Annotated in this window: 20 protein-coding genes; 12 read left to right on the forward strand and 8 right to left on the reverse strand. The window is 64.4% G+C overall.

What is annotated here, in order from left to right; genetic code table 11:
• Positions 1 to 308 precede the first annotated feature (308 nt).
• The 5 genes from VF515_10750 to VF515_10770 form a co-directional block, all read right to left on the reverse strand.
• Positions 309 to 1,022 (reverse strand): hypothetical protein, encoded by a 714-nt coding sequence (locus VF515_10750; protein ID HEX7408109.1) that lies wholly within the window; start codon positions 1,020 to 1,022, stop codon positions 309 to 311.
• A gap of 764 nt (positions 1,023 to 1,786) precedes the next feature.
• Positions 1,787 to 2,068, reverse strand: a complete 282-nt coding sequence (locus tag VF515_10755; protein HEX7408110.1) for a DUF2442 domain-containing protein — start codon at positions 2,066 to 2,068, stop codon at positions 1,787 to 1,789.
• A gap of 4 nt (positions 2,069 to 2,072) precedes the next feature.
• Positions 2,073 to 2,330 (reverse strand): DUF4160 domain-containing protein, encoded by a 258-nt coding sequence (locus tag VF515_10760; protein ID HEX7408111.1) that lies wholly within the window; start codon positions 2,328 to 2,330, stop codon positions 2,073 to 2,075.
• A 485-nt stretch (positions 2,331 to 2,815) separates the two neighbouring features.
• Positions 2,816 to 3,163 carry a DUF86 domain-containing protein gene (locus VF515_10765; GenBank protein HEX7408112.1) on the reverse strand — a complete coding sequence of 116 codons (348 nt, stop codon included), beginning with the start codon at positions 3,161 to 3,163 and terminating at the stop codon, positions 2,816 to 2,818.
• On the reverse strand, positions 3,147 to 3,479 hold the full coding sequence (locus VF515_10770; GenBank protein HEX7408113.1) for a nucleotidyltransferase family protein: 333 nt from the start codon (positions 3,477 to 3,479) through the stop codon (positions 3,147 to 3,149). The genes VF515_10765 and VF515_10770 overlap by 17 nt, the downstream gene beginning before the upstream one ends.
• A gap of 60 nt (positions 3,480 to 3,539) precedes the next feature.
• Here VF515_10770 and VF515_10775 point away from each other — a divergent pair, with 60 nt between their 5' ends.
• The gene (locus VF515_10775; protein HEX7408114.1) at positions 3,540 to 3,938 is read left to right on the forward strand and encodes a hypothetical protein; all 399 of its coding nucleotides are present in this window, start codon (positions 3,540 to 3,542) and stop codon (positions 3,936 to 3,938) included.
• A 12-nt stretch (positions 3,939 to 3,950) separates the two neighbouring features.
• Here VF515_10775 and VF515_10780 read toward each other — a convergent pair whose 3' ends face one another.
• On the reverse strand, positions 3,951 to 4,832 hold the full coding sequence (locus VF515_10780; protein HEX7408115.1) for an LLM class flavin-dependent oxidoreductase: 882 nt from the start codon (positions 4,830 to 4,832) through the stop codon (positions 3,951 to 3,953).
• A 139-nt stretch (positions 4,833 to 4,971) separates the two neighbouring features.
• Entirely contained in the window at positions 4,972 to 6,114 is a 1,143-nt protein-coding gene (locus VF515_10785) for a phosphoserine transaminase (protein ID HEX7408116.1), read from the reverse strand.
• 26 nt (positions 6,115 to 6,140) lie between these two features.
• Between VF515_10785 and VF515_10790 the strand changes: the two genes are divergently transcribed.
• Positions 6,141 to 6,527 (forward strand): cobalamin-dependent protein, encoded by a 387-nt coding sequence (locus tag VF515_10790; protein ID HEX7408117.1) that lies wholly within the window; start codon positions 6,141 to 6,143, stop codon positions 6,525 to 6,527.
• A 124-nt stretch (positions 6,528 to 6,651) separates the two neighbouring features.
• On the opposite strand, the gene VF515_10795 is transcribed toward VF515_10790, so the two are convergent.
• On the reverse strand, positions 6,652 to 7,089 hold the full coding sequence (locus tag VF515_10795; protein ID HEX7408118.1) for a small multi-drug export protein: 438 nt from the start codon (positions 7,087 to 7,089) through the stop codon (positions 6,652 to 6,654).
• A gap of 167 nt (positions 7,090 to 7,256) precedes the next feature.
• Here VF515_10795 and VF515_10800 point away from each other — a divergent pair, with 167 nt between their 5' ends.
• From VF515_10800 to VF515_10845, 10 genes are all read left to right on the forward strand, one after another.
• Positions 7,257 to 8,795 (forward strand): carboxyl transferase domain-containing protein, encoded by a 1,539-nt coding sequence (locus tag VF515_10800; GenBank protein ID HEX7408119.1) that lies wholly within the window; start codon positions 7,257 to 7,259, stop codon positions 8,793 to 8,795.
• A 167-nt stretch (positions 8,796 to 8,962) separates the two neighbouring features.
• Positions 8,963 to 9,772, forward strand: a complete 810-nt coding sequence (locus tag VF515_10805) for a hypothetical protein (GenBank protein HEX7408120.1) — start codon at positions 8,963 to 8,965, stop codon at positions 9,770 to 9,772.
• 399 nt (positions 9,773 to 10,171) lie between these two features.
• Positions 10,172 to 11,320, forward strand: coding sequence for a type IV pilus twitching motility protein PilT (locus tag VF515_10810; GenBank protein ID HEX7408121.1), 1,149 nt, complete (start codon positions 10,172 to 10,174; stop codon positions 11,318 to 11,320).
• A 132-nt stretch (positions 11,321 to 11,452) separates the two neighbouring features.
• Positions 11,453 to 12,598, forward strand: a complete 1,146-nt coding sequence (locus VF515_10815) for a CaiB/BaiF CoA-transferase family protein (protein ID HEX7408122.1) — start codon at positions 11,453 to 11,455, stop codon at positions 12,596 to 12,598.
• Between the two features lie 368 nt (positions 12,599 to 12,966).
• Positions 12,967 to 14,133 (forward strand): hydrogenase small subunit, encoded by a 1,167-nt coding sequence (locus VF515_10820; GenBank protein ID HEX7408123.1) that lies wholly within the window; start codon positions 12,967 to 12,969, stop codon positions 14,131 to 14,133.
• Between the two features lie 3 nt (positions 14,134 to 14,136).
• A complete protein-coding gene (hybA, locus tag VF515_10825; GenBank protein HEX7408124.1) occupies positions 14,137 to 15,033 on the forward strand; it encodes a hydrogenase 2 operon protein HybA in 897 nt (298 codons plus the stop codon).
• Entirely contained in the window at positions 15,030 to 16,217 is a 1,188-nt protein-coding gene (hybB, locus tag VF515_10830) for a Ni/Fe-hydrogenase cytochrome b subunit (GenBank protein HEX7408125.1), read from the forward strand. Before hybA ends, hybB begins: the two co-directional genes overlap by 4 nt.
• 12 nt (positions 16,218 to 16,229) lie before the next feature.
• Positions 16,230 to 17,927, forward strand: coding sequence for a nickel-dependent hydrogenase large subunit (locus tag VF515_10835; protein ID HEX7408126.1), 1,698 nt, complete (start codon positions 16,230 to 16,232; stop codon positions 17,925 to 17,927).
• A complete protein-coding gene (locus VF515_10840) occupies positions 17,924 to 18,505 on the forward strand; it encodes a hydrogenase maturation protease (GenBank protein HEX7408127.1) in 582 nt (193 codons plus the stop codon). The genes VF515_10835 and VF515_10840 overlap by 4 nt, the downstream gene beginning before the upstream one ends.
• 171 nt (positions 18,506 to 18,676) lie before the next feature.
• Entirely contained in the window at positions 18,677 to 22,105 is a 3,429-nt protein-coding gene (locus VF515_10845) for an AsmA-like C-terminal domain-containing protein (protein ID HEX7408128.1), read from the forward strand.
• Positions 22,106 to 22,121 lie beyond the last annotated feature (16 nt).

A 22,121-nucleotide genomic window follows, 5' to 3' on the forward strand; every position in this document is an offset into this window, starting at 1 on the left:
AGGGTGCGGCGGTCGGTAATAACGTCTTCCCCCCGCGGAAGCGGTTCAGTTCAACCCTACAACTATGGGATTTCCACGGAAACCCTTGTACCACAAGGCTTTCGCGGCAGAAACAAGCCGTTCAGGCGGCAACTTGTGCGCCTGAGTCCTGCCCCAGGCGCTCCGACTCGCGGGGTTGAGGTCGAGCACGCGGCGGGCCGGTGATCGTGCCAGGGTTCCGCTCACAAATTTTTGGGTGGCGTATTGGCCCCGAGTGTAAGCTTCCAGACAGGTTCCACACCCTGGGGCCGTGGACTGTGCGATGCCGATTAGGCACCGTTGGCTGCTGATGGTGCGGGTGGTGCCGGAGGCGCGGGCGTGACGGGAGCACGCTTGCCGTTGCGGCTTCCGGCCGCTGTCGCCTGGCCGAACAGCGTCGCATACAAGTACGGCTCGCCATCATCGACGGCGGCGCGGGCGCCGCGCTTCAACCCCGCCAGCGCTTTCTCCCACATCTGCGCCAGCACATCACGGGCCTGGCGCGCCTGACTCACTGCGGCTTGCAGGGCGGTGATCGGCGCCATCGCTTTCTCGACCGCACACGCCGCCTTCTCCGCCACCTCGGCGGCCTGCTGTGTCGCCTTGCTGCAGCCGGGATTGCGCTGCAGAGCGGTGACCAGTGCATGGATCTGCCGCGCCTCTTCCGCCACCGGCAACCGCATGAGTGCCGCGGGCGTCGGGCCGCCACAGCCGGCGAACGGCTTGGCGCGCGATTGCCCTTCGGCAACCAATGCCCGCGCCAACAGCTCGACGGCTTCGTCCTGCTCGCGATCACGCTGCGCCACTTTGGCTTGTGCCGCGCGCAGCGCCGCCTCGGCTGCGTCGACGCGCTCTTGTGCCGCCGCATAGCTGCGCTGCGCCCGGCCAAAAGCCTCCAAGCGGGCCTGCACCGGGCGTGTATTGACGGACCTCGCCGCCGTCAGCACGCTGCTCCCAAGCCGCCGCCGCGCTCCCGCCGTTGCCGGAAACCTGATTCGTGCCATAACCGTCTCCCTCTGTACTGCATATTTGTTACGGACAGCATAAAACAAATTACGTGCCACCCTACCGGTGCAGGTGTGTGGAGCGGAGCGATGGCAGAGTGACGAGACTGTGCATCCCACGCGTCAAATAGCGAACGAGGTGTCAAATGAGCATCTTATCGACATGCGACGCTACCGGCCTGTCAAAAGTGTGCAAGCAGGCTGTGAGGCGCGCCATCGCAGCATTCTGCCCTGAACCGGGTGGGTGTCGCGTGACACTACGCTGTCGCGGCGCTGCGGAGGCAAAGTGGCGCTGACATTGTGGCATCCCGAGCGGAAACCGCTTAGTGTGCGGTGTCACGAGGCCGTTTCAGCGCTGCAAACACGAAGTGGCGCCTAACATTTTCGTATTCTGGCCGGTAATGGCGTCGTGCACCGTGACACGCCCCCGTTCCACCGTTTCAAAAGCGACGTGGCGCGTGTCATTGTGGCATTCCAGCCTGAAAATGGGTGCGGTTGAGCAGTCTAGCGGTAAATCAGTCTGTAACTGCTCAGAAAATCGCATCCATCCTGGCCTTCCCCCGTTGCCGGATATGGCAACAGGGGAAGGAACCCAAGCGGGTGCCGGGCTTCATTTTTATGGTGCACGGATGAACGGAGTTCATGACTACTGTATGGCCAAACCCGGCCCGGCGATACGGTCTAGGCCAATTCAGTTTGGACAAATGCGTGAGCTTGTCCGCGCCCGCTTGGTACCGATCCCGTGCCACTGGGCAGCCCGGATGCTAGGGAGCAGCGGCGGCCGCGGTCGGAGTGGAGCCGCTTGTTAGCCGTGCCTTCACGGTTTCGTGCAGGAACTCCGGTGCGAAGTCGGCACCATTCGGCCACGCGATGGTGTGCCACTCGGGGTGGACAGCGAACGAGCGGAAGAGTGCCGGGTCCTTCAGCGGTGCGAAGACCTCACCGTACAGTTCGTCGCGGAGGTCCACTTCGCCCTCGATACCATCGCTGAACCGTAGCCAGACTACGTAATCCCTGACGTGCCGAGCCTCAATCACTCTCACCATAGTGCTACTCCAATGGTGGAATCCGCCTAAGCGGCTTTCGTTGCGCTGCCAGATCCCAGTTCTCGAGAAGTTCGTCCTTGTGCAGATCGTACCATTCCAAGACGAGCCTGAGGGCACGCTTCGGGAACTGCCCCGCGACCACACCGTCACGGATCGACACCTCGATATCGAAATCACCGTACGAGGCGTGAAAATGCGGCGGCCCGTGTTCCCGGTAGAACATGGTGATCACGATCCCCAGAAAGCGGCTGAGTTCAGGCACGTGACGATCTTACCGCATCGCTGGGGGCACGGCTAACGTCTAGCGTTTCATCTGCTCTCCTGCGCCGGGGTGATCTAGCGCACTCGGCACAGCCGGGCCACCGCCGGAGGGCAGAAAAACGATGTTGAACTGAACCGCTGCTAACGGACCCTCACTCACTATGGGGCTTATACTCGGAAGAGCTGGCGGTGATCAAACAGGTCAACTGCGAAACGATGCGTAAGGCCATGCGCACGGGGAGGAATCGGGGCCGCGCGGAGCGGTCGGCGCATCGACAAAGGCGACTGCGGTGGTGGGGCGCGCAGAGCCCAGCACCGAGCAGCGCTGGGAGGATCGGCGCTGCGGCTTGAGTGAGTGGCGAGCAGACACGGGAGGTCAGACGACCCTGCGCCATCCGTTCGGGGACGTTGCCGGGTTGTCAACAATCGGCGGAAATGCTGTGGAGGGCATCGAGTCCCGTGCAGTCCGAACAGCTTCGGATGGGCCTATGGCTGTCCGTGGTCTTCGAGCATCTCCCGCACGCGCGCTTCCAGTGCTGGCAGCTTGGATTGGAGGATGTCCCAGACAATCTCCAGGTCGATGCCGAAGTACTCATGGATGAGAACGTTCCGCAGACCGGCGATCCGTTCCCAATCAACCTCTGGATGCTGCGCCCGAATGCCCGCGGGAAGTTGCTTCACCGCCTCGCCGATGATCTCCAGGTTGCGTACGACCGCGTCGATAGTGCGTTCGTCGTTCCGCAGCGTGTCGAATGACAACCCGGCCGTATACCGGCGGATCTTGTCCGCCGCACTGCAGATGTCGTCGAGATAGACCCTAAAGTCCCGGGGCATGGACCGCTTCGCCTAAAATGGCTGCCCGCAGTCGTGGCTTGATCGCATCCGCGATCACCAAGTCCACCCGGCGGCCGAAGAGTTCCTCAAGAAACGCCTTTAGGTCCATGTAAGCGTCAAATGATTTCCTCTCGAACTCGACCACGAAGTCGAGGTCGCTGGACTCGCGGAGCTCGCCCCGCGCCGCCGAGCCGAACAATGCGAGTCGCTGAACGCCCAATGCTCGCAGCGCCGACTCATGTCGCGTCAAAGTCTGCAAGATGTCTGCGGTTGTTCTCGGTGTCACCATGTTCCACCCGCGCACGAACCACATCATCGCCCTTCGCAGACAAGCGGTCAACGGTGGGCAATCTCAACGCTACCAGCGCCAGGCGCGATGGCAGATGCTTCAGCCCTGGCCTTCCTACACCGCACCGGCGGTGTGCCCGCCAGGGAAGTGGTAGTGGACAATGCTGCGGAAGTCGGCGGCGTCGGCGGCGCAGGTGACGAGCTGCTGTCGATCACGGGGACCGGCGCCACCACCTTTCACTACGACACGCGCGGCAACCGCATCGCGGCGGGGGCCACCAGCCTAACCTACGATCTGAAGAATCGGCTGACGCAGTTCGGCAGCGTGCAGTATGCGTACAACGGCGACGGGCTGCGCACGGCGAAGACCGCCGGCGGCCCCGCCGAGGCGTTCGCGTGGGATGCGCGTGGGCGCGTGCCGCTGCTCCTGCAGGACGGCAGCAGCGCGTACCTCCACGGTCCGGGCGGTGGCGTTGCTGATCGCTGACCGCTGTCTTTATCAGCCCAAGACATCCGCCACCCGGTTCACCTCGTCGGGGTCGGCGGTGGTGGGCACGAGAAGGAGTTCGTCCGTTCCGAGGTCGGCGAGCATCCGCGCCGCCTCGCGTAGCGCCGTGGCCGAGGTCGTCCTGACCGTCGGGGCCAGCGCCTTCGCCACATCGTCGCCCAGGAAGCCGAGGTAGCGCTGCAGGTACAGATCGAGTTGTTCACGAGCGCGATTCCCGAGCGCGTACCAGAAACTCATGACCAGACGCGGCGGAGTCTTCCGTTCCGCCTCGCGCCAGGCACGGCGGGCGGTCTCGTAGGCAAAACTGACCTCGTCTGCCGACGGACCGAAGCTGAACCCACAGATGCCGTCGGCCCACTTGGCGGAGCGGCAAATGGATTGTGGCGCCAGCGCCCCCGCCAGCAACTCCGGACCACCCGGCTGCACGGGCAGTGGCTCGACCGGACGGAGAGCGCCTTCCACCACGTTTTCGCCGGCCCAGACGCGACGCATGAGCGCGATTTGCTCTTCCATGCGCGTCATCCGCTTGCCGTCGAAGGGTGCGCCCACGGCGCGGTAATCTTCCACCCTGGCTCCGATCCCCAGACCGAGGGTGACGCGTCCGCCCGAGACGACATCGAGCGTTGCCACCTGCTTGGCGGTGAACACCGCACTGTGCATCGGCAGGACAACCACCGTGAGCGCGAGACGGACGCGTTCAGTGACGGCGGCGGCAGCGCCCATGGTGACCATCAGATCCGGGTTCGGAAAGGTGATGCGCTCCCCTGCTGCCAGGCTCGAATACGGTCCCGCATCCACCCGCCGCGCCCATTCCAGAATCGTGGCCCGGTCCAGTCCCGGCACCATCACCGGCAAGTTCATTCCGATCTTCATGCTTGCTCCCTCGGCACATCGGCTCCAGAAATCGCGCTCTGATGGAGCTGGGCTGCCCTCGGTTCCGGACCGATCCAGCTGTGAACGATCGAGGCGTACGCGACGCGTAGGCGTGCGGCTTCGCCCTTGACCTCCGGCCTCAGCCTCGGACCTCGGTGAAGGCCCAATCAACCCAGGGCAGCAGCGTAGCGATGTCGTCGTTGTCCACCGTGGCGCCGCCCCAGATTCGCAGCCCCGGAGGGGCGTCGCGGTAGCCTGCGACGTCGTAGGCTACCCCTTCCTTCTCCAACAGGCCGACCATTTTCTTGATCGCTGCCGCTCGCGCCTCCGCGTCCAATTTCTCGAACCACGGATCGACGACCTTCAGGCAGATTGAGGTACAGGAGCGCGTGCGCGGGTCGCGCGCCAGGAACTCGACCCAGGGCGTCCGCTCGACCCAGGAAGCAACGGTGGCGAGATTGGCCTCCGATCGCTTGACCAGGAAGTCGAGGCCGCCCCCCTTCTCCGCCCAGGCCAGCCCGTCGAGGGCATCTTCGACGCAGAGCATCGACGGGGTGTTGATGGTCGAGCCCTGGAAGACTTCCTCGTCGAGCTTTCCCTTTTTTGTCAGACGGAAGATCTTGGGCAGGGGCCAGGTTGGCGTGTAGCTCTGCAACCGCGCCACCGCGCTTGGGGACAACGCGATCATGCCGTGAGCCGCTTCCCCCCCGAGAACTTTCTGCCAGGACCACGTGACCACGTCGAGTTTGTCCCAGGGCAGCTTCATGGCGAAGACCGCCGAGGTGGCGTCGCAGATCGTCAGTCCCGCTCGGTCCGCCTTGATCCAGGCGCCGTCCGGTACGCGCACCCCCGACGTGGTGCCGTTCCAGGTGAAGACCACGTCGCGCGTGAAGTCGACCTTGGACAGGTCCGGGAGTTCGCCGTAGTCGGCGGTAAACGTGCGCGCATCGAGCTTCAGCTGTTTGGTCACGTCCGTCACCCAGCCCGCGCCGAAACTCTCCCAAGCAAGCAGGTCGACACCGCGTGCGCCCAGCAGAGACCAGAGGGCCATCTCCACCGCGCCGGTGTCGGAGCCGGCGACGATGCCGAGCCGGTAATCGGCAGGCATGCCCAGGATGGCCTTGCTGCGATCGATCACCGCCTTGAGCCGTTCCTTGCCGATCTTGGTGCGGTGGGAGCGTCCGACGGCAGCATCACGAAGCGCGTCCAGGGTCCAGCCCGGCCGCTTGGCGCAGGGGCCGGAAGAGAAATGAGGTCGACGGGGTTTTCGTTCTGGCTTCATGAGTGCCTCCTCGAACTGCCGGGAGCATGAATTTTTCCGGGGCCCGGGTCAAGGTGGGAAACATCGGGGCTGGGGACCTGCACGACATCGGCAAGAAGCTGGTAATCATCATGCTGGAGGGCAGCGGCTTTCAGGTCACGGATCTGGGCACCGATGTGTCGCCCGAGCGTTTCGTCGAGACCGCGAAGCAGACCGGTGCGCAGCTGGTCGGGCTCTCCGCGCTACTGTCCACCACGCTGCCGTCCATGGAGAAGACCGTCCGTGCTATCCGCGAATTCGATTCGGAGGTGAAGGTCATCATCGGCGGCGCCCCAGTCACGCAGGCGTTCGCCGACAGCATCGGTGCCGACGGTTTCGGCCGCGACGCCACGGCAGCCGTCTCGTTAGAGCGCCGGCTGGTCGCGGACGCCTGAGTTCGGACCGGGCCGGGATTCGTGGAGCACGAAACGACACTCATGGTAGAAAAGCGGCCGCGTCCAGAGCCGGCTCCGCCTGAAAGACCGCCATCTCGGTGAAGGAACGACCCGCAGCTCTCGCTTAACGGATCAACGACTCGAGCCCCATCAGCCCGAGCGTAGCAGCCGACGTCAAAACCAGGCTGCAGAGAACCGCACCGAGACTCATCCAGAACACTAGCCGGCCGGTGGGCGCGCCCAAGCTCATTCCCACCGCGGTGCCGAGCGGCGCACCGACAAGCAACGGGCTCAATAGACCCAATCCAATCACGCCATAGCGCACCCAGAAGCGGGCAATACGCCCGTGGCGCCCTCCGCTGTCTCCACCGCTGCGACGCAACAGCCAGAGCCGTACGCGTCCACCCATGAAGCCCATGGCCAGGATGCCGAGGATCGCCCCAAGAGCGGCCACGGCGCCGGTGGTGACAGGATGGATCTGCAGCACCAGACCCGCCGGGATGGCGGCCCACAGCTCGACCGTTCCCAACCCAAACACGGCCAGCAGACTGACAAGGTCCATTCGTTCCCGCTTCCTCGCGGCGCGTCTGGCAACCGGCCCGGCCGCGCTCACAGGTATTACCAGATCCCACTCGAGTCCGTCGACCCGTCGGATACGATATTGAGGATCCGGCGCCGCCATCACTGACGTCGCGGGACATTGCCGTGGTCATGTTGTAGGAAACAAACATGACCACGCGAAAGACACGCCCCCACGACTGGACGGAACTGCTCGATGAACTCGACGCACGCCTGGCCAAGGCTCGGGAGATGGGAGGGCCAGAGAAGCTTGCGAAGCAGCGGGCAGGCGGGCGCTTCGATGCGCGCCAGCGCATCTTCGAACTATGTGATCCAGGAAGCTTCCGCGAGATCGGTGCCCTGGTAGGTTCCCTGCCCCGTGCTGCTTTGCCGCCGGCTGCAGCCGACGCCCTCGTCGGTGGCATTGCGACCATCGACGGCCGGCCGGTGGTGATCGGCTCCGAGGACTTTACGGTCCAGGGCGGTTCCATCGGCATCGGAACCCACGCTAAGCGCGTGCGTCTTGCCGAACTCGCGCTCCGGGATCGCGTGCCGTTGGTTATGTTCCTCGAGGGCGCGGGCGAGCGCATGACAAATGCGCTCGAACGCTACCCACACGCACCCAACGATTTGCAGATTCTAGCGGAGCTCTCGGGCAAGGTCCCCACCGTTGCGGTGGTCATGGGGGCATCGGCCGGACACGGCGTGCTCACCGCCCTGCTCATGGATTTCGTTGTGATGGTGCAGGGGGCCGCGATGTTTTCGGCCGGGCCGCCGCTGGTCGAAGCCGCCATCGGCGAGAAGGTGTCGAAAGAAGATCTCGGCGGCGCACGCATGCACGTAGCCGACAGCGGCGTTGCGCACAACCTTGCCGAGAACGAGGCGGAGGCCTTTGCCCTAGTGCGCAAGTACCTGGCCTACTTTCCGCTCAACGCCTGGCAAAGACCGGCCACAGTTCCGCGCACTGACGAGAACGGCGAGCGCCGGCTTGACGGTATTCTCGAACTGGTCCCGCGCAATCCGAGCCGGCCTTACGATATGCGGCGTCTCCTCGAAATGTTGGTCGACACCGGCAGCCTCTTCGAGGTGCAGCCGCTCTACGGCGCCTCCATGGTAACCGCACTGGCACGGCTCGGGGGACAACCCGTGGGCATCGTGGCCAATCAGCCGATGGTGCTGGCGGGCGCGGTAACCCGACAAGCGGCAGACAAAGCAGCGCATTTCCTCGACCTCGCCGATGCGTTCCATCTTCCCGTCATCTTTCTTGCCGACAATCCGGGCATCATGGCGGGGACACAGGCGGAGCGTGAGGGGACGCTGCGTAGCGCCGCCCGCATGTACGCCGCTCAGGCGGGCTTGCGAGTGTCCAAGCTGCACGTGACGCTACGCAAGGCGTTCGGCTTCGGCAGTTCACTCATGGCGATGAACCCGTTTGACCGGCAGAGCATCACGCTGGCGTTCCCTGGCATTTCGCTAGGTGGCATGCCGGCAGCAGGCGGTGGAACCGCGGCCAAGGTTAGCGATGACACGCTGGCGCAGCTCGAAGCTGCTGAGAGCGCCGGGGCGTGGAAGGCGGCGGACAACCTCAGCTACGACGCGGTGATCGACCCGCGTGATCTGCGCAACGCCCTCTTGGCCGGCTTGCGCCTCAGCGCGGGACGTGTCACCGAGCCACCTACGCCGGCCCGGCACACAGGCGTGCGTCCCTAATGTCCTGAGAGGTTCACTGAATATCTCATCTCCTCACCCGCGCCGTCTCGTGAGACGAGAGGGAGGAAAATGGTCCCCTCACCCTTAGGGAGAGGGCCAGGGTGAAGGGGTAAGATGTCCGAGCAGCGCGATTGCGCCCGTTCGCCGCTAGCTGATAGCTTGTAACCGTGGGTGTTCACCGCGCTTTTTGCTCGGTCGCGGGCCGACTGGCGCTGCTGTGGATCGCGCTTGCTGTCGGGTTCTTCTGCAGGGCTGCGACTGGAGCCGAGGGCGGTGGACCGGGAACGGCGATCGATGAGCTCGATCGGCTGTGGGCCGAGCGCACACATGCCGAGGCCGTTGAGCGCGCCATCACCGTCGGGACGCAAGCCTTCGCAGAGTATCCATCGAGTTACGACCTCGCTTGGCGGCTGGCTCGGGCATTTTGGCGGACGGGCGATCTCGCGACCGATGCATCCCGGCGCCGCGACGGGTACGCCACCGCGCGACGGTACGCCGAAAGAGCCGCCACTCTCGACCCGGACCGCGTCGAGGGCCACTGCTATTACGCCCTGACCACCGGCGATTACGGCGGGACACTCAGCCTACTCGGCGCCATCACAGAAGGCATCGGATCGACCTTTGAACGGGAGATCAAACGCGCCTACGACATCAACCGCGACTTCGACCACGGCAGCCCGATGCTGGCCCTGGGCCGGTACTACTTCGCACTCCCCTGGCCCAAGCGCGATCTCAAGCAGTCGCGTCACTACCTGGAAGAATTGAAGCAGCGCCATCCCGGCGCGCTGTTGGGACGCATCTATCTCGCCGAGACGGATCACGCGCTGGGCGACGATGCTGCCGCGCGGCAGGAACTCCAGTACGTGCTCAGCCACGATCCCCTGCGCGACAGAGCGGTCGAAGAACAAGATGTGAAGTCCGATGCCCAACAGTATATGCGGGACTGGTTCGGCACTGCTGCCACACCGCCAGCGTGAGACAAGTTACCGGCCCTACACGGATAGGCCAGCGTCAGGCCTGGAAAGGAATTCCGCCGCAGAGCCGACCCTCCACCCTACGGCCTCCAGGCGCTCCTTCTTTTGCCGTTTCATCATTTCTTCCATGGACCGGCTTTCACGACGACCATCCATGCGAACATGCGGCCGGCCATGTACGTTTCTGTATACTCTTGTCCGGCGAGTAGATCGGACCTCCCGGGGGATCCATATCTGCCCAGGATCCTTGCCCATTCTTGTCGGTGAGGCATCATGACTTTTGACGACACATGAAATTCGTGTCGTGCCGGCGTGGATAGTGCCGGACTTGCGAGTACGTTTCCAGGTTTCCCGCACAGTGGCGCACGACTTACGGCAGCACATGCTCGTAGGAGAGGCATCATGGAGACAGGGATGACCGACCTTGCGGAGCTGCTGCGTGCGGCGGTGGCGCAGGAAGCATCCGACATCGTGCTGAAAGATGGCCGGCCGCCGATGTTTCGGATCAAGGGCGACCTCGCGCCCTGGACAGGAATCCCGGGGTTGGCGGCCGACGAACTGGACGAACTGGCCAGCACCCTTCTGCGTGACGATTCGCAGCGGATGCGTTTCGCCACCGAACGGCACGCTGATCTCGCATTCGATGAGCCCGGACTGGGCCGTTTCCGAGTGAACGTGTTTCGTCAACGGGGTACGGTTGGCATCGTCTTTCGCGTGATTCCTTCACAAGTGCGCCAGGTCGCTCAGCTCAACCTTCCGCCAATTGTCGAGCAGCTCACCAACGAGCGTCGCGGCTTGATTCTGGTCACCGGGCCCACGGGCAGCGGCAAGAGCACGACACTGGCCGCCATGATCGAGCACATCAACCAAACCAGCGCGCGGCACATCATCACGATCGAAGATCCGATTGAATATGTCCACCGTGAGCGCCGCTCTCTCATCAGCCAGCGAGAGATCGGCGAGGACGTCAATGACTTTCCTTCCGCGGTGCAGGCAGCGTTGCGTCAGAACCCGGATGTCATCATGGTCGGTGAGATGCGCGACCTGAAGACTATGGAGACAGCGTTGATGGCCGCCGAGACGGGGCATTTGGTCCTGAGCACCCTGCACACCAGCGATGCGCCCGAGACGGTGATTCGCCTGATCTCCGCCTTTCCCGAGGAGCAGCGGGAACAGGTCCGAATCGTACTAGCCAGTGTGCTGCGCGGGGTGGTGAGCCAGCGGTTGCTGCGCCAAGCAGACGGCTCCGGCATGGTGCCGGCGGTGGAGGTCATGGTCGGCACGCTGCGCCTGCGCGAACATATCGAGAAGCAGCGCATCCGTGACCTGCCGGAATTGATCGCGCAGGGGCAGAGCTACGGAATGCAGACCTTCGACCAGTCCTTGATGGCGCTCTTTCGCTCCGGCCGCATCACATACGAAGAAGCCCTGGCGCAATGCCGTGCTCCGGCGGATTTCGAGCTCCAGGCGCGCGGTATTGATTCGAGCCGCAATCCCCTGTCGAGCTTCGAGGTTCGCGGCGCCACCAGCGACCGCCGCGCACAGCTGTAGCGAAGGCGCAAGGGCAAGCGCCTGCCGGGTGACAAGCCAGTAAACCGTCGGACGACTCGACGAAGCTCTGTCTCTTCCGGGTTGCCGAGCTAGCCAATTTCTGGTCTCGTCGACCGCCGAAGGAGTCACGAGATGGGACCGCTCGAAGGTATCAAGATTATCGAGATCGCCGGCATTGGCCCAGGCCCGTTTGCGGCCATGATGCTTGCCGATATGGGCGCCGAGGTGCTGCGCGTCGAACGCCCAGGCGGCAGCACAGTCGCGCACTTCTGGCCCAACCCGGCGACGGACCTGCTCAGCCGCGGACGCCGGTGCATTTGCATCGACCTGAAACACCCCGACGGTGTGACGCTGGTGCTCGACTTGGTGCAGCGAGCAGACGCCCTGTTCGAGGGGTTTCGCCCCGGCGTCATGGAGCGCTTGGGACTGGGTCCAATGATCTGCCTCGAGCGCAACCCCCGGCTGGTCTACGGTCGCATGACCGGTTGGGGACAAGACGGGCCGCTGGCCCATGCCGCAGGACACGACATCAACTACATCGCACTGGCGGGGGCGCTTGAGCCGATCGGCCGGCGCGGGCAGCCACCCACGCCTCCCCTGAACCTCGTCGGGGACTTCGGCGGTGGCGGACTTGTGCTGGCGTTCGGGATGGTGTGCGCGCTGCTCGAATGCAAGCGTTCGGGCCGTGGTCAGGTCGTCGACGCCTCGATCGTCGATGGCGCCGCCGCACTCATGACCGTCTTCCACGGCGTGTACCAGGCCGGCTTCCCGAATACGGAGCGCGGCACGAGCATGCTCGATTCTGGATCCCACTTTTACGAAGCGTACGAGACGGCGGACGGCAAGTACGTCTCCATCGGTTCCTTCGAGCCGCAGTTCTACGCCGAGCTGATCCGTCGCCTCAGCCTCGAAGGGGAAGACCTACCCGGCCAAATGGATCAGGCAAGCTGGCCGGAGCTGAAGAACCGCTTCGCGAAGATCTTCAAATCAAAAACGCGGCAGGAGTGGTGTGATCTCCTCGAGGGAACGGATGTCTGTTTCGCGCCCGTGCTCTCGGTTGCCGAGGCCCCCCACCATCCGCACAACAAGGCACGGGGGACCTTCGTCGAAGTAGCGGGCGTGCTGCAACCCCGTCCGGCTCCTCGCTTCAGCCGGACGCCATCCGAGATCCAACGTCCGCCCGCACGCCCAGGAGAGCACACGGAGGAGGCCTTACGCGACTGGGGCGTTTCAGCCGAGAAGATCACGGCCCTCAAAAACACCGGAGCGATCGTCTAACCACCCGAACCCACAGTACTGACGTTCGGAAGCTAACGCTGCTGACCGCTCCTAGGCAGGACATCTGGGCGCAAGCTGGCGCCAACGTGTGGCCGTAGCAGCGCCTCCCGCCTGCACTTCTCAAGCTTGGAGACATCGCACCCTAAGCATTTTCGATCGTGAGATCGATCGAGGCGCAATGCCGCAATTGTCCAGTATCTCACAGTACTGACCGCTGGCACGATACCTGCGGGTTCCGCGGGGTACGCGCTCTTGCGCCGTCGCGCGCGGGAGGGGATAGTGCGACCGACCGAGCCAGGGTCGCTGCCGTCATGTAGGCCCAGCCGCACGCGTGAGCGGAAGGGAGAAGATTGTCCCGGAGGTACCTCATGGTTCTCGAACTCGGTTCCGCACACGACCCGGAAACCATCGGCCAGCATCTCGTGCGCTGCGGCGTGAGCCGGCGTGAGTTCCTCGCCTTCTGCGCCAAGCTCATGGTGGCTGCCCCTTTCGGCCTGGCGCTCACGGATAAGGCAGGTGCGTCCGAGGTTGCCCGTGAGGTCGCACGAGCGCGGCGACCGTCAGTCATCTGGCTCCACTTTCAGGACTGCACCGGATGCACCGAGACGTTGCTGCGCACCTCCACGCCCGACTTGAGCGAACTCATTTTGCACCTCATCTCGCTCGACTATCACGAGACGCTCATGGCCGCCGCGGGCAAGGACGCTGAGGACGCGCTGCACGCCGCCATGGAGGCGAACGCCGGCAAGTACGTCCTAGTGGTCGAGGGGTCGATCCCGCGCAAGGACAAGGGCATCTACATGAAGGTCGCCGGCAAGCCTGCCCTGCAGATGCTGGAGGAAGTCGGCGGACAGGCGGCCGCGATCATCGCCATGGGGTCGTGCGCCTCCTGGGGTGGCATTCCCTCCGCCGATCCAAACCCGACAGATGCCGTTGGCGTCGACGCGATCATCAAGAACGGCAAGCCCATCATCAACATCCCGGGCTGCCCGCCCAACCCGTACACTCTGCTCGGCACGGTGCTGCAGTACGCCACCGCCGGCACCCTGCCCGCGCTCGATGAACTCAAGCGCCCGAAGTTCGCTTACGACCGCAACATCCATGACCACTGCCCGCGCCGGCCGCACTTCGACGCCGGGCGCTTCGCGCAGGAGTTCGGCGACGAGGGCCACCGCCAGGGCTGGTGTCTCTACAAGCTCGGCTGCAAGGGCCCCGAAACGCACGCCGGCTGTTCGACGCGCCATTTCAACGAAGTCGTCGACGTCTGGCCGATCGGCATCGGCGCCCCCTGTGTCGGCTGCACGGAACAGAAGATCGCGTTCCGCATGCCGATGTTCCAGACCATCCCGATCCACGATGCCAAGCCACCAGACACCTACGCACCCATCACGGCGCCCCAGGGTGGCATCAGCCCGGTGGCAACCGCCGTGGCCGGGCTCATCGGCGGCGCGCTGCTCGGCGCGGGCTACATGGCGTCGCGGAAGCTCGGCCCGCCAAGTGACGCCGAATCCGGATCGAAACCGACAAAGGAGTAGGCCATGGGCATTTCCAGACGCGCGGCCCTCAAAGCCATGGTCGCCGCCACCGCGACGGCGGCGGCGACGCTCAAGGCGCGCCCGGCGAAGGCGACAGCGGTCGTGGCCCCACCCAATGCCGTGGGCATGCTCTATGACGCCACGCGCTGCATCGGCTGCAAGGCGTGCATGGTGGCGTGCAACGCGGCCAACGACCTTCCCCCCGATACCGCGCGATCCGGCGGCCTATGGCAGATGCCACTCGACCTCAATCAGCGGACGAAAAACATCATCAAGCTGTATCGGGATTCCGAAACCGGCGCCTACTCGTTTATCAAAAGGCAGTGCATGCACTGCCTCGATCCGGCGTGCGCGGCGGCGTGCATGCTTGGCGCGCTGCAGAAGCGTGAGTACGGCATCGTCACCTATGATCCCAATCTCTGCGTCGGCTGCCGCTACTGCCAGATGGGCTGCCCGTTCAACATAGTGAAATTCGAGTGGGACAAGGCCTTGCCGAAAATCGTCAAGTGCGAGCTGTGCAATCACCGCATCGCCAAGGGCAAGATCCCGGCGTGCTGTGAGGTATGTCCGACCGGCGCGGTCATCTACGGCAAGCGCGCCGATCTCATCGAGGAGGCACACCGCCGGCTCGACCAGAACCCCGGCCGCTACGTGCCGAAGGTCTACGGCGAGCACGACGCAGGCGGCACGCAAGTGCTGTATCTCGCGCACGTGGACTTCGGGAAGCTCGGCCTGCCGATTTTAAGCGACGAATCCATCCCGCAGAGGGTGCGATCGATACAGCACACGGTCTACAAAGGTTTCGTGGCACCCGTGGCCCTCTATGCCCTCTTGGCTGCGGTGATATTGCGGAACCGCAAGAAGGCCGGCGGGGCTGGCACCGAGGAGGAACACCCATGAACGGGCACGGTCGTCCGCAAGCGGTCGGCGGCGCCATCTTCACACGTCCGGTTCAGGTGCTGGCGGCGTTCGCCGCGGTGGCCGCCGGACTCATCGTCTGGCGCTTCATTCTCGGCCTGGGTGCGACCACGGCGCTCAACGACGGCTATCCGTGGGGCCTGTGGATCGCGTTCGACGTGGTCACCGGCACCGCCTTGAGCTGCGGCGGTTACGCGGTGGCGCTGCTGGTGTACATCCTCAACAAAGGGCAATACCACCCGCTCGTGCGCCCGGCGTTGGTTACCAGCGCCTTCGGTTACACGATCGCCGGTCTATCAGTGGTAATCGACATCGGGCGACCCTGGATCGCGTGGAAGCTTCCGCTCTTCTGGCATTGGAACGTAGACTCGACCCTGCTCGAGGTGTCGCTGTGCATCATGTCCTACACCGTCGTGCAGTGGATCGAGCTGTCGCCGGCGTTCCTCGAGTGGGCGCGGACCAGTACCAACCGCAGGATCCGCCAGGTTGGCGAGACCGGCCTGCCGGTCGTCAGGAAGAGCCTGCTATGGCTGATCGCGCTGGGTATCGTTCTGCCGACGATGCACCAGTCGGCGCTCGGCTCGCTGCTGCTGCTCAGTGGGCCGCGCCTGCATGCGCTGTGGAGCACGCCGCTGCTGCCGCTACTGTTCCTCATTTCGTGCGTCGCCATGGGGTACGGCGCGGTAGTGATCGAGGGCTCGTTGTCGTCCCGGTTTCTCGGCCGCAAGCCCGAGACCGAGCTGCTGGCGGGGCTTGGCTTCGCCATGCTGCCCCTGTTGGGGTCGTATCTCGGTCTCCGCTTGATTGACCTCGCCGTCCGGGGGCAAATCGGCGCGCTGCTGGCGTTCGATCTTTACAGCGTCATGTCGCTCATAGAGTTCGCACTTTTCTTGGCCGCCTTGGCACTGCTGTCGACTGACTCCCGGCGCCGTGATCCGGGCAACCTGTTCCGGGCGGCCATGCTGATGCTGTTGGCTGGCGCGGTCTACCGCTTCGACGTCTTCCTGGTGGCCTTCCTCCCAGGGGCGAACTGGTCGTACTTTCCGAACGTCAACGAGATCCTCATCACTGCGGGGCTGGTGGCCGGTGAGATCGCCGGCTACATCGTGCTCATCAAGCTCTTCCCGATCTTGGCCGGCGAGCCGCAGGCCGCGCCAGTCCATTGAGAAGGAGTATTCATGGCGCGCATCACCATTGACCCAATCACCCGCATCGAAGGGCACCTGCGTATCGACGCCGTCGTCGAAGACGGCCGGGTGCAGAAGGCCTGGGCCTCCGGCACCATGTGGCGCGGCATCGAGACGATCATGCGCGGGCGCGACCCGCGCGAGGCCTGGCTCTTCGCCCAACGTTTCTGCGGAGTGTGCACGACGGTGCACGCGATCGCCTCGGTGCGCGCCGTCGAGGATGCCCTCGGCATGGAGATCCCGCCGAACGCGCAATACATCCGTAACCTCATCCTGATCAGCCATGCGCTGCACGACCACATCGTCCACTTCTACCATCTGTCGGCACTGGACTGGGTCGACGTGACCACTATTCCGCAGGCCGATCCGGGGAAGGCGTCATCCATCGCCGAGAGTCTCTCGGACTGGACGGGAAACTCGCGCCAGGAAATGGCCCGCATACAGAAAAAAGTTGTCGGCCTGCTGGGGAGCGGCCAGCTCGGCATCTTCGCCAATGGCTACTGGGGCCACCCGGCGATGAAGCTGGCCCCGGAGGTCAACCTGTTGGCGCTGGCGCACTACCTGCAAGCGCTCGACTTCCAACGCAAGGCGAACCAGGTCGTCGGCGTCCTCGGCGGCAAGACACCGCACATCCAGAACCTCGCCGTCGGGGGAGTGATGAACGCCATCAACCTCGACAGCCTGGCGACCCTCAACATGGATCGGCTCTACATGCTGAAGAGTCTCCTCGACGAGGTCGTCCCGTTCGTACAGCAGGTGTATTTCCCCGACGCCTGCGCCATCGCCGGCTTCTACCCCGAGTGGTTCGACATCGGTGCCGGCGTGAGAAACTACCTGGCGGTGCCGGACCTTCCCACCGATCCGGCTTCGACGACCTTTGATCTGCCCGGCGGCACGATCTTCGACGGCAACATCGAAAGCGTGCGGCGCATCAGCGGCGCCCGTGACGACTACTTCCGCCAAGGCGTGGTCGAGGACGTCACGCACGCATGGTACAAGGGCCGCGGGCCCCAGCACCCATGGAAGGGCGAGACGGACCCCGACTACACCGACTTCCAGGACGAGGGGAAGTACACCTGGGTCAAGGCGCCCCGGTTCGAGGGCAAGCCCATGCAGGTCGGCCCGCTGTCCAACATCCTCATCGGCTACGCCTCGCAACACGAACTGACCCGCAAGTGGACCGACCTCGCGTTGGCGCGCGTCTCCGCGATCGCGCAGCGCCCGATCACGATCGACAAGATGCAGTCGACGATGGGCCGCTACCTGGCACGTGCCATCCGCGCCGCCGTGCTGTCGGAGCTGGCGTTGCGGCACTGGCAGCTGCTCGTCAGCAACATCAGCAGCGGCGACTCGCGCACCTTCAACGCCCCACACTTCTCCAAGGACCCCGTGGAGGGCGTTGGTGTACATGAGGCGCCGCGCGGGGCGTTGTCGCACTGGATCATCGTGAGGGACGGCATCCTCTCCAACTACCAAGCGGTGGTACCAACGACCTGGAACGCGAGCCCGCGCGACCAGCATGACGTGCCGGGCCCGTACGAGGCCGCGTTGCTCAACAACCCGGTCGCCAATCCAGAGAAGCCGCTCGAACTCCTGCGCACCGTGCACTCGTTCGACCCGTGCATGGCGTGCGCCATTCACACCCTCGACGTAGAAGGCCGGACGACCGCGACCGTGAAGGTGCTGTGACAGCCCCGGCAGAAGCGCACGCGCACATCGCGGTCATCGGCCTTGGCAACGTGCTCCTCGGAGACGACGGCTTCGGACCGTTCGTGATCGAGTTGCTCCGCGCCGGCTGGGAGTTCCCCGAGTGCGTCGCGCTGGTCGATGTCGGCACGCCTGGGCTCGGTCTCGTCACCTACTTCCACAACCGCGAGATGGTAATCCTAGTGGATGCCGTGGGGGCGACCGGACGCCCCGGTGAGCTGCGGCTCTATCCGAGCGAGGACCTGCGCAAGATGTCGCCCCAGCCCCGCGTGAGCCCCCACGATCCCGCCGTACAGGAGACGCTGTGGATCACGGAACTTGCAGGATGTGGGCCGCGCGAGGTGCTGCTCTTGGGAGTCATCCCCGAGTCGCTCGATCTTGGCGCCGGGTTGAGCGCCCCAGTGCGCCAGGCGGCATCGGCCGCAGCCGCGCTCGTGGTGAGCGAACTGGCGAAAGGTGGAACCGTCGCGGTGCCTCAGCCGAATCCAAGAATCCCAGATGCCTGGTGGATGCGTAAGCCGCATCGAGGGACCTTTCCTGCGCTCCCGGACGAGCGATAGGACACCGGAGCCGCCCCTCGATCCTGACGCCGCAGGCGGGAGTCAGCTCACGGCGTACCGGGGCATCAAAGACCCGCCACGCCACAGTCGGCCACGCCGCCTCAGTATTCCACTTGCAGAGCGCATGGGCACCAGCTACGCGAGGACCGTCGGTCAGCGAGTGCTCCCGTAATGCGTCGTGGGAAGAAGAAGTTGGTATTCGGCCTGGTTGGAGGGCTCGGTCTCGTCCTGCTCCTCCTGGCGGTCGCGGCCCTGGTGGTGCCGTACGTCGCCAACGACATCGCACCGCTGCACGCGCAGATCATCACGCAGTTGTCGCAGCAACTGGGCGGAGAGGTGCAGTTTCGCACCCTGCGTTTGTCCGTCTTGCCGCGACCCCATGTAAGTCTGGATCAGGTCAGCCTGTCATTCCCCGGCTCAGTTGAAGGAACGGTCGAGTCGATCTCCGTCTACCCGAAGCTGCTACCGCTGGTCAGAGGGAAGGTACAGGTTGCCGAGCTTCGGCTCGCTGGCGCACATCTCCGGATACGGCTGCCGCGCCAGCCAGGAGCTGGAGAAACGCCACACGGCGGCAGCTCGGTCGCGGACGTCAAGCAGGCCGTGGCCTCGGCTCTGGGCGCCGCGGCGTCTGTTGCCACCTCGCAAGCGCCAGGCCTGGTCGTGGTCCTGAAAAATAGCACGGTCAGCTTCAGCCCCGGAAGTAATCGTCCGCTTCGGTTTACGGACGTTCGCGCACGCATCCGTCTGCCGCCAGACCAACTCAGCCTTGACATGACCTGCGCATCCACTCTGTGGGAGCGGATGTCGTTGAAGGCGTCACTGAACGTCACCAACTTCGAGGGTGAAGGGCACATCACCCTCACCCGGTTCCGGCCGCAATTCATCAGCGCGCAGTTCCTTCCACACGGTACGCGGCTGGGAGACTCCGAGGCGAGTCTCACTTTGGACGTCACGGCGCATGGGCTCGATGAGATAGACGCGGATGTCGACGCTTCGATTCCCTCGCTGACCGTCCGGCGCCGCCATGAGGAAGTTATTCTGCGCGGCCAGCACATCAACGCGACGCTGCGGCATGACGGAGACACGACACACGCAGCGCTGATCCGCTGGCAGCTCGACCATCCCCGCTTGCAGCTTTCCGGCAGCTTATCCCTCGCTCCGGACTTGGCCACGTTGGAAGTGCAGGCGACGAAGTTGGACGTGACTTCGGTCCGACAGGCTGCGACACTTGTGGCGGAAGACGTTCCGCTGATTCGAGACATCTTCAACGTGCTCCGAGGCGGAACCGTGCCGCAGATCACCTTTCGTTCCACGGGGGCATCCTTCAGTGACCTCGGACGGGATGAGACTGTCGTGATCCAAGGTCGTCTCGTCGACGGTGATATCCACGTTCCGGGAATTGACCTCGACCTGAATCATGTCACCGGAGACGCCACCGTTGCCCATGGCATTCTCTCCGGCGAGCAGGCGTCGGCGCAACTCGGACAGTCCCGGGCAACCGCCGGAACGTTACGGCTCGGTTTGAGGGGCGCGACGCCCGAGTTGCGCGTCGAGACGCAGGTCCAGGCCGACGCGGCGGAGCTGGCTGCATGGCTCAGACGCCTGGTCAAGAACGATTCGTTCCAGCGTGAATTCGGTCGCATCACCGACGTGGCCGGCATGGCCGCGGGGAAGCTGCTGCTTGCCGGCAGCACCAAAGATGTGACCGTGACGGCGGAGGCATCGGCATTCGACGTCTCCGGCCGCGTTCAAGGTTCCGCTCTGCCGCTCCGCGTCCAAGGCGGACGCTTCGCCTATGACGCCGGCGGAATTGCCGCAAGTGGTCTGCACCTGACTTTGGGCGCGTCTGTCTGGTCACAGGGAGAGATACAACTCCGTCAGAACGGCACGGCTTTGTTCAAGGCCGCCGCCGGCACGTCGCGCATCGTGCTGCACGAAGCCTACCCGTGGCTGGTCGCTTGCGGCTGGTTGCCAGACTCCTCCTGGAATCCGCAGTCACTCAGCGGCACGGTATCGCTGGCGTCACTGAAAGCGAGTGGATCGACAGACACCCCCAGCGACTGGCGCTTCGAGCTGAACGGCACGGCGCAGGCGCTGGTGATCGAATCCGCGCCCTTGCGGGAGCGCATCGCCATTCGGTACCCGGTGTCCCTCTCCCAGCTCCACCTGGCGCACGACTCGAACACAGGGACATCGTTCGCCGCCGAGGTGGCCGGCATGGACGGTCTCACGGGAGCCGTTGACCTGGTGTGGAAATCGGAGCGGTTGAACATTAGGCGCCTGCGTATCCGCGATGCGCAATCCGATGCAGACTTGGCGCTGCTGCTCACCCCACAGGACCTCTCCCTGGCCTTCAAAGGGAACGTGAGCAAAGCGACGCTGGATAAGCTGATCGACAATGATCTGCTCGGTGGGTTGCTACAGGGTGATGCCCACATACGCATTCACCGCGACCAGCCCGTGCGCTCGACACTGAAGGGCCATCTGGAGGCCAGCAACGTCACTGTGCCGCTGGGGGAGAGCCGGCGTCTGAGCGTCGAGCACATCGCAGTCGATGCCGCGAACGCGACCGCCAGCGTGGACGGCATCGTCGACGCCGGCTGGGGCAGCCGCATGCGCCTGCAGGGGACGGTCAACCAGTCGCCACAGCCGTTCGCTGCGGATTTCGACCTCGCGGCGGGCCCACTCGATTGGGACCGCATCGAGCCATGGCTCCAACGCAACGGTGACGCGGGCCACGCACCGGCTTCGGCCTCATCGGAACAGGAACTACGCGGCACGTTGCAGGTCACCGCGGAGTCGTTCACCTACGGAAGCTTTGCGTGGCAGCCAACGCGCGCGGTGTTGACGTTTGCTCCGGGTGGACTCACCGTGACGGTCACCGAGGCCAATGTCTGCGGCGGCATCGGCACGCCGGGAACAATCGCGGTCGCTCCGGAGGGTCTGACGCTCGCCTTCAATCCAACGGCAAAGGATGCGCCGCTAGATGTTTTAGTGAAGTGCGTAGGTATCCAAAAAGAGTTCGTCACCGGTCAGTATAGTCTGGCCGCAACCGTTACTGCCCGCGGCCAGGCGGCTGCACTCGGTCGGTCCATTGAGGGGCACGTGGAGCTCAGTGCGAAGAGTGGGCGCATCTACGGAATGGGGCTGACCGCGAAAGTGCTCTCCGTATTGAATGTCGCCACCGGCGCCCTGAGAAATCTCCCGGACCTCGCGAAGGAGGGGCTGCCGTACGAGAGCATCACGATAAAGGGCGATCTAAAGGGCGGGAGGCTCTTGCTGACTGAGGCAATCTTGGACGGACCCTCGGTGAAGTGGGCCGGCGAAGGGTCCGTGGACATAGTCGCCAGGACCTTAGACCTCACCCTGCTGGTAGCGCCGCTGACAACGGTGGACTTCGTCGTCAGCCGCGTCCCCGTCATCGGCGGGCTACTTGGAGGCAGCCTGGTGTCCATTCCGGTCAAGGTGACCGGCAACCTTGACGATCCACAGGTCACCCCGCTTGCACCCTCAGCGGTGGGAAAAGGGCTGTTGGGTATCATGACGAGAACGCTCAAGCTCCCCATCACGCTGATTCAGCCCTTGCTGCCGGAACGGTGATAGGCCCCGCCTCGCA

Source organism: Candidatus Binatia bacterium, assembly GCA_036382395.1.
Classification (GTDB): domain Bacteria; phylum Desulfobacterota; class Binatia; order HRBIN30; family HRBIN30; genus JAGDMS01.